Source organism: Salmonella sp. SG203 (assembly GCF_013350575.1).
GTDB lineage: Bacteria > Pseudomonadota > Gammaproteobacteria > Enterobacterales > Enterobacteriaceae > Salmonella > Salmonella enterica.
Window position 1 is genome coordinate 12755 of sequence record NZ_SNMT01000039.1, and the last position, 13465, is coordinate 26219.

Consider the following 13465-nt stretch of genomic DNA (forward strand, 5'->3'; position numbering starts at 1 on the left):
CTGGAAAACGAAGCGTTATACGCGACGTTTTTTCGGCGGACGACAACCGTTATGAGGGATCGGAGTCACATCAGTAATATTAGTGATGCGGAAACCAGCGGCGTTCAGAGCACGAATAGTAGATTCGCGGCCTGGACCCGGACCTTTAACCATAACTTCCAGATTCTTGATGCCGTATTCTTTCACGGCGTCAGCGCAACGCTCTGCTGCAACCTGAGCTGCAAACGGAGTGGATTTGCGAGAACCACGGAAACCGGAACCACCGGCTGTTGCCCAACCCAGCGCATTACCCTGACGATCGGTAATAGTCACGATGGTGTTGTTGAAAGAAGCATGGATATGAGCCACGCCGTCAGAGACTTGTTTTCTTACACGTTTACGTGCGCGAACTGGTGCCTTTGCCATTATTCAATCACCCCGATTATTTCTTGATCGGTTTGCGCGGACCCTTACGGGTACGAGCGTTGGTCTTGGTACGCTGACCGCGAACCGGGAGACCACGACGATGACGCAAACCGCGATAGCAACCAAGATCCATCAGGCGCTTGATGCTCATGCTGATTTCACGGCGCAGATCACCTTCAACGACAAATTTGGCAACTTCGTCACGCAGCGTGTCGATTTGTTCTTCAGACAGCTCACTGATCTTAACATTTTCAGCGATACCCGCTGCAGCCAGGATGGCTTTAGAACGGGTCTTGCCGACACCGTAGATCGAAGTTAACGCGATCACGGCGTGTTTCTGATCAGGAATGTTAATGCCTGCTATACGGGCCACTATGCACTCCTACTATTTAATATGTACGTACCATGCTGAAAAGCCCGTTTTCAGGATACTCAAATGGAAACGTACAGACATACAAAAGATTGGCTGGCTAATCTAGCCAGCTCAACCCAACTTTGCAAGAAAAATATGCGAAAAAATCAGCCTTGGCGCTGTTTATGCTTCGGCTCGGCACTGCAAATCACACGGATGACACCATCACGCTTAACGATTTTGCAGTTACGGCATAATTTCTTGACGGAAGCACGAACTTTCATTTTTACTCTCCGTAACTTCTCAGGCGACCAATTAACGGCCGTAGCCTTTCAGGTTCGCCTTCTTCAATGCAGACTCATACTGACTGGACATCATCAGAGTTTGCACTTGAGCCATAAAGTCCATAATCACGACAACAACGATAAGCAGTGAGGTCCCACCGAAGTAGAACGGCACTTTCATTGCATCACGCATGAACTCCGGGATCAGGCAGATAAAGGTAATATACAGCGCACCAACCAGGGTCAGGCGGGTCATTACTTTATCGATATACTTCGCCGTTTGCTCTCCCGGACGAATTCCTGGTACAAATGCACCGGACTTCTTCAGGTTATCTGCTGTTTCACGCGGGTTGAAAACCAACGCCGTGTAGAAGAAACAGAAGAAGATGATTGCAGACGCATAGAGTAACACATAAAGCGGTTGCCCAGGCTGCAAATACAGCGAAATTGTTGTCAGCCAGTTCCAACCAGTACCGCCCCCGAACCATGACGCGATGGTCGCCGGGAACAGAATAATACTGGAAGCGAAGATTGCCGGGATTACCCCCGCCATATTCACTTTCAGCGGTAAATGTGTGCTCTGTGCAGCATAGACACGACGACCTTGCTGACGTTTGGCGTAGTTTACCACAATACGGCGTTGACCACGTTCAACGAATACTACAAAGAACGTCACTGCAAATACTAATACTGCAACCAACAGCAACACGAGGAAGTGCAGGTCGCCTTGACGCGCTTGCTCGATAGTATGGGCAATGGCTGGCGGGAGTCCCGCAACGATACCAGCGAAGATGATGATTGAGATACCGTTACCGATACCGCGCTCAGTAATCTGTTCGCCGAGCCACATCAGGAACATCGTCCCTGTAACCAGACTTACAACAGCGGTGAAATAGAATGCAAAGCCTGGATTCATCACCAGGCCCTGCATACCAGGCATATTCGGCAAACCGGTAGCAATACCGATCGACTGGAATATCGCCAGCACCAGAGTACCGTAACGGGTGTACTGGCTGATCTTACGACGACCAGACTCCCCTTCTTTCTTAATTTCTGCCAGCGTTGGATGAACCACCGTCAACAGCTGGATAATGATCGACGCCGAAATATACGGCATGATCCCCAGGGCAAAGATAGAAGCACGGCTGAGAGCACCACCAGAGAACATGTTAAACATTTCAATGATGGTGCCTCGCTGTTGCTCAAGCAGTTTGGCAAGTACAGCGGCATCAATACCAGGGATCGGAATAAAAGAGCCAATACGGAACACAATCAGCGCGCCGATAACAAACAGCAGTCTGCGTTTCAGCTCACCTAAGCCACCTTTGGCACTTTGAAAATCTAATCCCGGTTGTTTAGCCATCTGCTACTTATTCCTCGATTTTACCGCCAGCAGCTTCGATAGCAGCACGAGCGCCTTTAGTAACACGCAGGCCACGAACAGTTACCGGAGTAGTGACTTCGCCAGCCAGGATCACTTTCGCGAACTCGATCTGGATACCGATAATGTTTGCCGCTTTCAGCGTGTTCAGGTCTACAACGCCGCCTTCTACTTTCGCCAGGTCAGACAGACGAACTTCGGCTGTAATCGCTGCTTTGCGAGAAGTGAAGCCGAATTTCGGCAGACGACGGTACAGAGGCATCTGACCACCCTCGAAACCGCGACGTACGCCACCGCCAGAACGAGACTTCTGACCTTTGTGACCACGACCACCGGTTTTACCGAGGCCAGAACCGATACCACGACCCAGGCGTTTACCCGCCTTTTTGGAGCCTTCGGCCGGAGACAGAGTATTTAAACGCATCTCTTACTCCTCAACTTTAACCATGAAGGAAACCGCGTTGACCATACCACGAACAGCAGGAGTATCCTCGCGCTCTACGGTGTGGCCAATACGACGCAGACCCAGGCCAAGCAGCGTTGCCTTGTGTTTCGGCAGACGACCGATTGCACTGCGGGTTTGAGTAATTTTAATAGTCTTTGCCATGGTTTATTTCCCCAGAATTTCTTCAACGGATTTACCACGCTTGGCAGCGACCATTTCTGGAGAATTCATATTTTCCAGGCCATCAATAGTTGCACGAACCACGTTGATCGGGTTGGTGGAACCGTATGCTTTAGCCAGAACGTTATGAACCCCAGCAACTTCCAGAACGGCGCGCATTGCACCACCGGCGATGATACCGGTACCTTCGGAAGCTGGCTGCATGAATACACGAGACCCCGTGTGAACACCTTTAACCGGGTGCTGCAGGGTGCCGTTGTTCAGCGCGACGTTAATCATATTGCGACGGGCTTTTTCCATCGCTTTCTGGATCGCTGCTGGAACTTCACGCGCTTTACCGTAACCAAAACCTACGCGACCGTTACCATCGCCTACTACAGTCAGAGCTGTGAAGGAGAAAATACGACCACCTTTAACGGTTTTAGATACGCGGTTTACCGCGATCAGCTTTTCCTGCAGTTCGCCAGCTTGTTTTTCGATGTGAGCCATCTTACACCTCTACCTTAGAACTGAAGGCCAGCTTCACGGGCAGCATCTGCCAGTGCCTGGACACGACCATGATATTGGAACCCGGAACGGTCAAAGGACACATCTTTGATGCCTTTTTCCAGAGCGCGTTCAGCGACAGCTTTACCCACAGCTGCAGCCGCGTCTTTGTTACCGGTGTACTTCAGTTGTTCAGCGATAGCTTTTTCTACAGTAGAAGCAGCTACCAGAACTTCAGAACCGTTCGGTGCAATTACCTGTGCGTAAATATGACGCGGGGTACGATGTACCACCAGGCGAGTTGCGCCCAGCTCTTTGAGCTTGCGGCGTGCGCGGGTCGCACGACGGATACGAGCAGATTTCTTATCCATAGTGTTACCTTACTTCTTCTTAGCCTCTTTGGTACGCACGACTTCGTCGGCGTAACGAACACCCTTGCCTTTGTAAGGCTCAGGACGACGGTAGGCGCGCAGATCTGCTGCAACCTGGCCGATCACCTGCTTATCAGCGCCTTTCAGCACGATTTCAGTTTGAGTCGGACATTCAGCAGTAATACCTGCCGGCAGCTGATGGTCAACCGGGTGAGAGAAACCTAAAGACAGGTTTACTACATTCCCTTTAACCGCTGCACGATAACCTACACCAACCAGCTGCAGCTTCTTAGTGAAGCCTTCGGTAACACCGATAACCATTGAGTTCAGCAGGGCACGCGCGGTACCAGCCTGTGCCCAACCGTCTGCGTAACCATCACGCGGACCGAAGGTCAGTGCATTATCTGCATGTTTAACTTCAACAGCATCGTTGAGAGTACGAGTCAGCTCGCCGTTTTTACCTTTGATCGTAATAACCTGACCGTTGATTTTGACATCAACGCCGGCAGGAACAACGACCGGTGCTTTAGCAACACGAGACATTTTTTCCTCCGATTAGGCTACGTAGCAGATAATTTCGCCACCAAGACCAGCCTGGCGCGCTGCACGATCAGTCATAACACCTTTAGAGGTAGAAACAACTGCGATACCCAGACCGGCCATAACTTTCGGCAGCTCATCTTTACGTTTGTAGATGCGCAGACCTGGGCGGCTGACACGCTGAATGCTTTCTACAACAGCTTTACCCTGGAAATACTTAAGAGTCAGTTCCAGTTCCGGCTTGGTGTCGCCTTCAACTTTAAAATCTTCAATAAAACCTTCTTCCTTCAGCACGTTGGCAATTGCCACTTTCAGCTTGGAGGAAGGCATGGTGACCGCAGCTTTGTTCGCGGCCTGACCGTTACGGATACGGGTCAGCATATCCGCGATCGGATCTTGCATGCTCATCTGTCTTTACTCCCGTGATTCAATTGGTGACAATTACCAGCTAGCCTTTTTCAGACCCGGAATTTCACCGCGCATAGCGGCTTCACGGACCTTAATACGGCTCAACCCGAACTTCCGCAGGAAAGCGTGCGGACGACCAGTTTGACGGCAGCGGTTACGCTGACGTGACGGGCTGGAATCACGCGGCAGAGTCTGCAGCTTAAGAACCGCATTCCAACGATCTTCGTCGGTTGCGTTCACATCAGAGATGATCGCTTTCAGTTCAGCGCGTTTCGCGAAGTATTTATCAGCTAAAGCTACGCGTTTTACTTCGCGTGCTTTCATTGATTGCTTAGCCATTTAGTAACCCTACCTTACTTGCGGAACGGGAAGTCAAAGGCAGCCAGCAGAGCACGGCCTTCTTCGTCAGATTTCGCAGTAGTGGTAATGGTAATATCCAAACCACGAACGCGGTCGACTTTATCGTAGTCGATTTCTGGGAAGATGATCTGCTCACGGACACCCATGCTGTAGTTACCACGACCGTCGAATGACTTAGCGGACAAGCCACGGAAGTCACGGATACGAGGAACAGCAATAGTGATCAGGCGCTCAAAGAACTCCCACATGCGTTCGCCACGCAGAGTTACTTTACAGCCGATCGGATAGCCCTGACGGATTTTGAAGCCTGCAACAGATTTGCGTGCTTTGGTGATCAACGGTTTTTGACCGGAGATTGCTGTCAGGTCTGCTGCTGCGTTATCCAGCAGTTTCTTGTCAGCGATCGCTTCACCAACACCCATGTTCAGGGTGATCTTCTCGACCCGAGGGACTTGCATGACAGAATTGTAGTTAAACTCAGTCATGAGTTTGTTAACTACTTCGTCTTTGTAGTAATCATGCAGTTTCGCCATCGTACTACTCCAAATTACTTGATAGTTTCGCTGTTAGACTTGAAGAAACGGACTTTTTTGCCGTCTTCGAATCTAAAGCCTACACGGTCAGCCTTGCCGGTTGCCGCATTGAAGATTGCAACGTTAGAAACCTGAATTGCAGCTTCTTTTTCAACGATGCCGCCCGGTTGGTTCAGAGCCGGAACCGGCTTCTGGTGTTTCTTAACCAGGTTGATACCTTCAACAATGACCTTGCCGGAAGACAGGACATTCTTAACTTTACCGCGTTTACCTTTATCTTTACCGGTTAACACGATAACTTCGTCATCACGACGGATTTTCGCTGCCATGATTCGCTCCTTAGAGTACTTCTGGTGCCAGAGAGATAATTTTCATGAACTTCTCGTTACGAAGTTCACGAGTTACCGGCCCAAAAATACGCGTACCGATAGGCTGCTCACTGTTATTGTTTAAAATAACGCATGCATTACCATCGAAGCGAATGACAGAACCGTCCGGGCGACGAACACCCTTCTTGGTGCGCACCACTACCGCCTTCAGCACATCACCTTTTTTGACCTTACCACGCGGAATCGCTTCTTTGATGGTGATCTTAATGATGTCGCCTACGCCTGCGTAGCGACGGTGCGAGCCACCCAGAACCTTGATACACATTACGCGACGTGCACCGGAGTTGTCGGCGACGTTCAGCATAGTCTGTTCTTGGATCATTTTAGTGCTCCGCTAATGTCAACTACTACTGAGACCCGAAAATCAGGTCGTTAAAAAAACCCCATATCGAGGGCGCGGCATTATAACACCGCAAATCAGATATGGGTAGAAAAAATAAACGGCCCATCGCTGAGCCGTTTATTCGTTGAGAATGCGTACTGTATTACAGAACCGCTTTCTCTACAACGCGAACCAGAGTCCAGGATTTGGTCTTGGACAGCGGACGGCATTCGCGGATTTCAACCACGTCGCCGATACCGCATTCGTTGTTCTCGTCATGTACGTGCATTTTGGTCGTACGCTTGATGAATTTACCGTAGATCGGGTGTTTCACAAAACGTTCGATAGCAACAACAATGGATTTCTCCATTTTGTCGCTAACCACGCGACCTTGCAGAGTACGGATTTTATCGGTCATTACGCACCCGCCTTCTCAGTCAGTAAAGTCTTAACGCGTGCGACATCACGACGCACTTGCTTCAACAGGTGAGACTGTTGCAGCTGGCCACTTGCAGCCTGCATACGCAGGTTGAACTGCTCACGCAGCAGGTTCAGTAGCTCGGTGTTCAGCTCTTCAACGCTCTTCTCACGCAGCTCTTTTGCTTTCATTACATCACCGTCTTAGTTACAAAGGTGGTTTTAATCGGCAGTTTCGCTGCTGCCAGCTTGAATGCTTCACGGGCCAGCTCTTCCGGTACGCCGTCCATTTCATACAGGACTTTACCCGGCTGAATCAAGGCAACCCAATACTCCACGTTACCTTTACCTTTACCCATACGCACTGCCAGCGGCTTTTCAGTGATCGGTTTGTCCGGGAATACACGGATCCAGATCTTACCTTGACGCTTAACTGCACGGGTCATAGCACGACGTGCTGCTTCGATCTGACGGGCAGTCAGACGACCACGGCCAACAGCTTTCAGGCCGAAGCTGCCGAAGCTAACATCCGCGCCTGCAGCCAGACCACGGTTGCGGCCTTTGTGCATTTTACGGAATTTTGTACGCTTTGGTTGTAACATCAGCGACGCTCCTTATTTACGGCCTTTACGCTGCTGCTTTTTCGGTTGAGCAGCCGGTTTTTCCGGTTGTTCAACAGCAGCCATACCACCCAGGATCTCGCCTTTGAAGATCCACACTTTAACGCCGATTACACCATAAGTGGTGTGCGCTTCAGAGGTGTTGTAGTCGATGTCAGCACGCAGAGTGTGCAGCGGTACGCGACCTTCGCGGTACCATTCGGTACGTGCGATTTCCGCGCCGCCCAGACGGCCGCTAACTTCAACTTTGATACCTTTAGCGCCCAGACGCATGGCGTTCTGTACAGCACGCTTCATCGCACGACGGAACATAACGCGACGTTCCAGCTGAGAAGTGATGCTGTCAGCAACCAGTTTAGCGTCCAGTTCAGGTTTACGAACTTCGGCGATGTTGATCTGTGCAGGAACGCCAGCGATATCCGCTACGACCTTACGCAGTTTTTCTACGTCTTCACCTTTTTTACCGATAACGATACCCGGGCGAGCGGTGTGAATAGTCACACGGATGCTCTTAGCCGGACGCTCGATAACGATACGAGATACAGACGCTTTAGCCAGTTCCTTCGTCAGGTACTGACGTACTTTAAAATCGCTGTCCAGGTTGTCAGCGAATTCTTTGGTGTTCGCAAACCAGGTAGAGTTCCATGGTTTTACAATACCCAGGCGAATACCATTAGGATGTACTTTCTGACCCATTGCTAGTCTCCAGAGTCTCAGCGATCGGACACAACCACAGTGATGTGGCTGGTGCGCTTCAGGATGCGATCTGCACGACCTTTTGCACGCGGCATAATGCGCTTCATGCTCGGGCCTTCGTCTACGAAAATTTTCGTAACTTTCAGATCGTCAATGTCAGCGCCATCGTTGTGTTCAGCGTTAGCAATGGCAGATTCCAGAACTTTCTTGACCAGTACAGCCGCTTTCTTGTTGGTGTAGGTCAGAATATCCAGAGCCTGCGACACTTTCTTACCGCGAATCAGGTCAGCAACAAGGCGAACCTTCTGAGCAGAAGAACGAGCATGGCGATGTTTAGCGATAGTTTCCATCTCTTCCTCCTACCTTATTTCTTCTTCGCTTTTTTATCAGCAGCGTGGCCGCGATAAGTACGAGTCGGTGCGAATTCACCCAGTTTGTGACCGACCATTTCGTCGGAAACAAATACCGGAACGTGCTGACGACCATTATGGACAGCGATGGTCAAACCGATCATGTTAGGAAAGATCGTTGAACGACGGGACCAGGTGCGCAGGGGCTTCTTGTCTCCGCTTTCCACCGCTTTCTCTACCTTCTTCAGCAAGTGCAGGTCAATAAAAGGACCTTTCTTGAGAGAACGTGGCATGGCTTATCCTCTAAAATTATTTGCTACGGCGACGTACGATGAATTTATCAGTACGCTTGTTGCTGCGGGTCTTCTTACCTTTGGTCTGAACGCCCCACGGAGTTACCGGGTGCTTACCAAAGTTACGACCTTCACCACCACCATGTGGGTGGTCTACTGGGTTCATCGCAGTACCGCGAACGGTAGGACGAACGCCACGCCAGCGTGCAGCACCTGCTTTACCCAGAACGCGCAGCATATGCTCAGCATTGCCAACTTCGCCCAGGGTTGCACGGCAGTCTGCTTCGACTTTACGCATTTCACCAGAACGCAGACGCAGGGTGACATAAGCGCCATCGCGAGCAACGATCTGAACGTAAGTACCAGCGGAACGCGCCAGCTGACCGCCTTTACCTGGTTTCATTTCTACGTTATGAACGGTAGAACCAACCGGGATATTGCGCATCGGCAGGGTGTTGCCTGCTTTGATTGCAGCATCAACGCCAGACTGAATCTGGTCGCCAGCTTTCAGGCCTTTCGGGGCCAGGATGTAACGGCGTTCGCCGTCTTTGTACAGAACCAGCGCGATGTTCGCGGAACGGTTCGGATCGTACTCAAGACGTTCAACAACTGCCGGGATACCGTCTTTGTTGCGTTTGAAGTCAACAATACGATAAGCCTGTTTGTGACCACCACCGATATGACGAGTGGTGATACGGCCATTGTTGTTACGACCACCGGATTTGCTGTTTTTTTCAACCAGCGGAGCAAAAGGTTTGCCCTTGTGCAGCTCTGGGTTGACCACTTTAACGACGTGGCGACGACCCGGAGATGTCGGTTTACATTTAACAACTGCCATTGTATTACTCCTCCGACTTACTCAGCGCCGCCGACGAAGTCCAGATTCTGGCCTTCTTTCAGGGTGACGTAAGCTTTTTTCCAGTCGCTACGACGACCGATACGCTGTCCGTGACGTTTAACTTTCCCTTTAACGACCAGGGTGTTAACGACTTCGACTTCGACTTCAAACAGTTTCTGCACAGCAGCTTTGATTTCTGCTTTGGTCGCGTCTTTAGCAACTTTGAGAACGATGGTGTTAGTTTTTTCCATCGCAGTAGACGCTTTTTCAGAAACGTGCGGTGCGCGCAGCACCTTCAGCAGACGTTCTTCACGAATCATGCCAGCATCTCCTCAACTTGCTTAACAGCATCAGCAGTCATTACGACTTTGTCGAAGGCGATCAGGCTAACCGGGTCGATACCAGTCGCATCGCGTACGTCAACCTTGTGCAGGTTACGTGCGGCCAGGAACAGGTTCTCGTCCAGCTCACCGGTGATGATCAGCACATCTTCCAGAGCCATGTCTTTCAGTTTCTGTGCCAGCAGCTTAGTTTTCGGCGCTTCTACAGAGAACTTCTCGACAACGATCAGACGATCCTGACGTACCAGTTCGGACAAGATGCTTTTCAGCGCGCCGCGGTACATCTTCTTGTTAACTTTTTGACTGTGGTCCTGCGGACGAGCAGCGAAGGTCACGCCACCGGAACGCCAGATCGGGCTCTTGATAGAACCTGAACGCGCACGGCCAGTGCCTTTCTGGCGCCACGGTTTTTTACCGGAACCAGTTACTTCAGCACGAGTCTTCTGAGCACGAGTACCCTGACGAGCACCAGCTGCATAAGCAACAACAACCTGGTGAACCAGCGCTTCGTTGAAATCACGACCGAAGGTAGTTTCGGAAACAGTCAGCGCGCTCTGCGCGTCTTTCAATACTAATTCCATTGCTATCCCCTTACGCCTTCACAGCTGGTTTAACGATCAGGTCGCAACCGGTTGCACCCGGAACACCACCCTTAACCAGCAGCAGGTTGCGCTCAGCGTCAACGCGTACTACGTCAAGGCTCTGAACGGTTACGCGCTCATTACCCATCTGACCTGCCATTTTCTTGCCTTTGAACACTTTGCCCGGAGTCTGGTTCTGACCGATAGAACCCGGAACGCGGTGAGACAAGGAGTTACCGTGAGTAGCGTCCTGGGTACGGAAGTTCCAGCGCTTAACGGTACCAGCGAAACCTTTACCTTTAGAGGTACCGGTTACGTCAACTTTTTTAACGTCAGCAAACAGTTCAACGCTGATGCTCTGACCTACGGTGTATTCTTCGCCTTCAGCCAGACGGAATTCCCACAGACCACGGCCAGCTTCTACGCCAGCTTTAGCAAAGTGACCCGCTTCCGGCTTGGTGACACGGTTAGCTTTTTTAGCACCCGTAGTAACCTGAACAGCGCGGTAGCCATCGTTAGCCAGGTCTTTAACCTGAGTAACACGGTTTGCTTCAACTTCGATTACGGTTACTGGGATAGAGACGCCATCTTCAGTGAAGATGCGGGTCATACCCACTTTTTTACCGACTAAACCAATCATTGTATCAACCTCTCAATCGCTCGATGACCTGATTAACCCAGGCTGATCTGCACGTCTACACCGGCAGCCAGGTCCAGACGCATCAGAGCATCAACGGTTTTCTCGGTTGGCTCAACGATGTCAACCAGACGCTTGTGAGTGCGAATTTCGTACTGATCGCGCGCATCTTTGTTAACGTGCGGAGAGATCAGAACGGTAAAGCGCTCTTTGCGGGTCGGCAGCGGGATCGGACCGCGAACCTGCGCACCAGTGCGCTTGGCAGTCTCGACGATTTCCGCGGTTGATTGATCGATCAGACGATGATCAAACGCTTTCAGGCGGATACGGATTCTTTGGTTCTGCATGAGACCAGAGCTCCAATTATTTTATAAACGAAAATGATTACTCCTCACACCCATTACGATTGATGGGAGAGTGTAACCGTTCTTACGTAGCTCCCCGATTGGGAGCATTGTTAAATAGCCAAATCGGCTATTCGAGGTTCAAATCGAACCTGCCGTCAATTACGACAAGCCCGCGCATTATACGTAAATCTCAGCCTGACGCAAGTGTCGGATAGAAATTAAGCGCTTTATTCTTATGCGAGCATGATTCCAGATGGTACGCATGGGATGGCAACGCGCACCTTTTCTTTGGAAGGCATCAGGCAAACCTGGCAATACGTCGTTGTCGCTGTCGCATAAATCTATAAAGGTGAGCACAAACCTTGACGAGGATTTGCTTATGTTTGTTGCCCTCCCCTTTCTCATTTTTTATACGTCGTTCTCTTTATTACTTGGCATATACGACGCGCGTACCGGTCTGCTGCCTGACCGGTTTACTTGTCCATTACTGTGGGGTGGTCTGCTTTATCACCAGATTTGCCTGCCGGAGCGTTTACCGGATGCGCTTTGGGGCGCTATCGCCGGCTATGGCGGATTCGCGTTAATTTACTGGGGCTATCGCCTGCGTTATCAGAAAGAGGGGCTTGGATATGGCGACGTCAAGTACCTTGCTGCCTTAGGGGCGTGGCATTGTTGGGAAACACTGCCGTTACTGGTTTTCCTTGCCGCTATGTTGGCCTGTGGCGGGTTTGGCGTCGCGCTACTGGTGAGAGGTAAATCGGCATTAATAAACCCGCTACCTTTTGGGCCATGGCTGGCGGTGGCGGGTTTCATAACAGGTTGGAAAGTTTTCTTTCCAGACGGTTAATCGGTAACCTTAATTTGTGATTGCAGATAATTTTGCATACCAAGTTTGGCAATCAAATCCAGCTCAGTTTCCAGCCAGTCGATGTGGCCTTCCTCGTCGGCAAGAATTTCAATCATCATATCCCGGCTGACATAATCATGAACGCTATCGGCATAGGCTATTGCCTCACGTAGATCTTTTGCGCCTTCCAGTTCGAGCCGGAGATCCGATCGTAGCATCTCTTCGACATCTTCACCGATGCCCAGCTTGCCCAGATCCTGTAGGTTCGGTATGCCTTCCAGAAATAAAATACGCTCAATATACTTATCGGCGTGTTTCATCTCATCAATGGATTCATGGTACTCAACATCATTAAGCCGGGTCAGGCCCCAGTTTTTGAACATACGGGCATGAAGAAAATACTGATTAATTGCGACAAGCTCATTTCCCAATAGTTTATTGAGATAATTTATGATTTTAACATCACCTTTCATTTTATAGTCCCTCCGCTTCCACTCTCTAGAGCGTAGATGGGGCTACAGGGATGTCAAAAAAAAGAGTGTGACTCAGGCGATCTCTTTAAATTCCGGCATTTGCGTTAACTCATCCTGCATCACTTCTCGCGCGGCGCGAATACACTTACCACATTGATTTCCCACAGGAATAAATTTACGCAACTGTTGAAATGACTGTGGATGAAATTGTCGTACAGCCTGGCGGATTTTTTTATCGCTTATACCATTACACAAACAAACGTACATGATCGCTCCCGTTCAATTTCCGCACAAAGTGTAAATGAGAATGGTTATGATTACAATAGCACAAAGCGATTTACGCCACGGGAGAAGCGTTAAAAAGGGTGAATAAATATAACAGCGGCTAAATAGCAGGCAACAAAAAGGGCGCCGAAGCGCCCTCTTCAATTCAAAACTAATTAACGAGTAATTAGCCCAGAACTTTAGCAACAACGCCCGCGCCAACGGTACGGCCGCCTTCACGGATTGCGAAACGCAGACCGTCGTCCATCGCGATCGGGTGGATCAGGGTAACAACCATTTTGATG

The 13465-nt window shown here is 50.3% G+C and carries 29 protein-coding genes; 1 reads left to right on the plus strand and 28 read right to left on the minus strand.

All coding sequences use genetic code 11. The features are described from left to right. Positions 1–15 precede the first annotated feature (15 nt). The 25 genes from rpsK to rpsJ all read right to left on the minus strand — a co-directional run bounded on the left by rpsK (position 16) and on the right by rpsJ (position 11576). Positions 16–405 (minus strand): 30S ribosomal protein S11, encoded by a 390-nt coding sequence (rpsK, locus tag HV477_RS26360; protein WP_001029758.1) that lies wholly within the window; start codon positions 403–405, stop codon positions 16–18. Between the two features lie 16 nt (positions 406–421). Next, a complete protein-coding gene (rpsM, locus tag HV477_RS26365) occupies positions 422–778 on the minus strand; it encodes a 30S ribosomal protein S13 (protein ID WP_000090780.1) in 357 nt (118 codons plus the stop codon). A gap of 146 nt (positions 779–924) precedes the next feature. Next, entirely contained in the window at positions 925–1041 is a 117-nt protein-coding gene (gene rpmJ / locus HV477_RS26370; RefSeq protein ID WP_000868187.1) for a 50S ribosomal protein L36, read from the minus strand. 31 nt (positions 1042–1072) lie between these two features. Further along, on the minus strand, positions 1073–2404 hold the full coding sequence (secY, locus tag HV477_RS26375) for a preprotein translocase subunit SecY (RefSeq protein WP_001118864.1): 1332 nt from the start codon (positions 2402–2404) through the stop codon (positions 1073–1075). Positions 2405–2411: 7 nt separating this feature from the next. After that, a complete protein-coding gene (gene rplO, locus HV477_RS26380; protein ID WP_001238917.1) occupies positions 2412–2846 on the minus strand; it encodes a 50S ribosomal protein L15 in 435 nt (144 codons plus the stop codon). Positions 2847–2849: 3 nt separating this feature from the next. After that, positions 2850–3029 (minus strand): 50S ribosomal protein L30, encoded by a 180-nt coding sequence (rpmD, locus tag HV477_RS26385; RefSeq protein ID WP_001140434.1) that lies wholly within the window; start codon positions 3027–3029, stop codon positions 2850–2852. Between the two features lie 3 nt (positions 3030–3032). Continuing rightward, the gene (rpsE, locus tag HV477_RS26390) at positions 3033–3536 is read right to left on the minus strand and encodes a 30S ribosomal protein S5 (RefSeq protein WP_000940121.1); all 504 of its coding nucleotides are present in this window, start codon (positions 3534–3536) and stop codon (positions 3033–3035) included. 14 nt (positions 3537–3550) lie between these two features. Further along, the gene (rplR, locus tag HV477_RS26395; protein WP_000358956.1) at positions 3551–3904 is read right to left on the minus strand and encodes a 50S ribosomal protein L18; all 354 of its coding nucleotides are present in this window, start codon (positions 3902–3904) and stop codon (positions 3551–3553) included. 9 nt (positions 3905–3913) lie between these two features. Further along, a complete protein-coding gene (gene rplF, locus HV477_RS26400) occupies positions 3914–4447 on the minus strand; it encodes a 50S ribosomal protein L6 (RefSeq protein WP_000091939.1) in 534 nt (177 codons plus the stop codon). Positions 4448–4459: 12 nt separating this feature from the next. Continuing rightward, positions 4460–4852, minus strand: coding sequence for a 30S ribosomal protein S8 (gene rpsH, locus HV477_RS26405; RefSeq protein WP_000062611.1), 393 nt, complete (start codon positions 4850–4852; stop codon positions 4460–4462). 33 nt (positions 4853–4885) lie between these two features. Next, the gene (rpsN, locus tag HV477_RS26410; RefSeq protein ID WP_001118932.1) at positions 4886–5191 is read right to left on the minus strand and encodes a 30S ribosomal protein S14; all 306 of its coding nucleotides are present in this window, start codon (positions 5189–5191) and stop codon (positions 4886–4888) included. 14 nt (positions 5192–5205) lie between these two features. Further along, positions 5206–5745 (minus strand): 50S ribosomal protein L5, encoded by a 540-nt coding sequence (rplE, locus tag HV477_RS26415; RefSeq protein ID WP_001096206.1) that lies wholly within the window; start codon positions 5743–5745, stop codon positions 5206–5208. 14 nt (positions 5746–5759) lie between these two features. Then, positions 5760–6074, minus strand: coding sequence for a 50S ribosomal protein L24 (rplX, locus tag HV477_RS26420; protein WP_000729185.1), 315 nt, complete (start codon positions 6072–6074; stop codon positions 5760–5762). A gap of 10 nt (positions 6075–6084) precedes the next feature. Continuing rightward, on the minus strand, positions 6085–6456 hold the full coding sequence (gene rplN / locus HV477_RS26425; protein ID WP_000613954.1) for a 50S ribosomal protein L14: 372 nt from the start codon (positions 6454–6456) through the stop codon (positions 6085–6087). Positions 6457–6619: 163 nt separating this feature from the next. After that, entirely contained in the window at positions 6620–6874 is a 255-nt protein-coding gene (gene rpsQ / locus HV477_RS26430; protein ID WP_000130101.1) for a 30S ribosomal protein S17, read from the minus strand. Further along, a complete protein-coding gene (gene rpmC / locus HV477_RS26435; RefSeq protein ID WP_000644742.1) occupies positions 6874–7065 on the minus strand; it encodes a 50S ribosomal protein L29 in 192 nt (63 codons plus the stop codon). Before rpmC ends, rpsQ begins: the two co-directional genes overlap by 1 nt. Then, positions 7065–7475, minus strand: coding sequence for a 50S ribosomal protein L16 (gene rplP, locus HV477_RS26440; protein WP_000941208.1), 411 nt, complete (start codon positions 7473–7475; stop codon positions 7065–7067). Before rplP ends, rpmC begins: the two co-directional genes overlap by 1 nt. A gap of 12 nt (positions 7476–7487) precedes the next feature. Next, entirely contained in the window at positions 7488–8189 is a 702-nt protein-coding gene (gene rpsC / locus HV477_RS26445) for a 30S ribosomal protein S3 (protein WP_000529945.1), read from the minus strand. 17 nt (positions 8190–8206) lie between these two features. Continuing rightward, on the minus strand, positions 8207–8539 hold the full coding sequence (gene rplV, locus HV477_RS26450) for a 50S ribosomal protein L22 (RefSeq protein ID WP_000447529.1): 333 nt from the start codon (positions 8537–8539) through the stop codon (positions 8207–8209). A 14-nt stretch (positions 8540–8553) separates the two neighbouring features. Then, positions 8554–8832 carry a 30S ribosomal protein S19 gene (gene rpsS, locus HV477_RS26455; RefSeq protein ID WP_001138115.1) on the minus strand — a complete coding sequence of 93 codons (279 nt, stop codon included), beginning with the start codon at positions 8830–8832 and terminating at the stop codon, positions 8554–8556. Positions 8833–8848: 16 nt separating this feature from the next. Continuing rightward, complete coding sequence (rplB, locus tag HV477_RS26460) at positions 8849–9670, minus strand: 50S ribosomal protein L2 (protein ID WP_000301869.1); 822 nt, start codon at positions 9668–9670, stop codon at positions 8849–8851. 17 nt (positions 9671–9687) lie between these two features. Continuing rightward, positions 9688–9990 carry a 50S ribosomal protein L23 gene (rplW, locus tag HV477_RS26465; protein ID WP_000617546.1) on the minus strand — a complete coding sequence of 101 codons (303 nt, stop codon included), beginning with the start codon at positions 9988–9990 and terminating at the stop codon, positions 9688–9690. Then, positions 9987–10592 (minus strand): 50S ribosomal protein L4, encoded by a 606-nt coding sequence (gene rplD / locus HV477_RS26470; RefSeq protein WP_000424395.1) that lies wholly within the window; start codon positions 10590–10592, stop codon positions 9987–9989. The genes rplW and rplD overlap by 4 nt, the downstream gene beginning before the upstream one ends. A 10-nt stretch (positions 10593–10602) precedes the next feature. Then, complete coding sequence (gene rplC / locus HV477_RS26475) at positions 10603–11232, minus strand: 50S ribosomal protein L3 (RefSeq protein WP_000579838.1); 630 nt, start codon at positions 11230–11232, stop codon at positions 10603–10605. A gap of 32 nt (positions 11233–11264) precedes the next feature. Continuing rightward, positions 11265–11576: a 30S ribosomal protein S10 gene (gene rpsJ / locus HV477_RS26480; RefSeq protein WP_001181005.1), complete on the minus strand. Its 312-nt coding sequence runs from the start codon at positions 11574–11576 to the stop codon at positions 11265–11267. Between the two features lie 379 nt (positions 11577–11955). Here rpsJ and hopD point away from each other — a divergent pair, with 379 nt between their 5' ends. After that, positions 11956–12423, plus strand: coding sequence for an A24 family peptidase (gene hopD / locus HV477_RS26485; protein WP_000495855.1), 468 nt, complete (start codon positions 11956–11958; stop codon positions 12421–12423). On the opposite strand, the gene bfr is transcribed toward hopD, so the two are convergent. The 3 genes from bfr to HV477_RS26500 all read right to left on the minus strand — a co-directional run. Further along, positions 12420–12896, minus strand: coding sequence for a bacterioferritin (bfr, locus tag HV477_RS26490; protein ID WP_000675530.1), 477 nt, complete (start codon positions 12894–12896; stop codon positions 12420–12422). The genes hopD and bfr overlap by 4 nt on opposite strands. A gap of 72 nt (positions 12897–12968) precedes the next feature. Beyond that, a complete protein-coding gene (gene bfd / locus HV477_RS26495) occupies positions 12969–13163 on the minus strand; it encodes a bacterioferritin-associated ferredoxin (protein ID WP_000289082.1) in 195 nt (64 codons plus the stop codon). Between the two features lie 184 nt (positions 13164–13347). Beyond that, the coding region (locus HV477_RS26500) for an elongation factor Tu (RefSeq protein WP_000531011.1) at positions 13348–13465 on the minus strand (118 nt) is incomplete at its 5' end.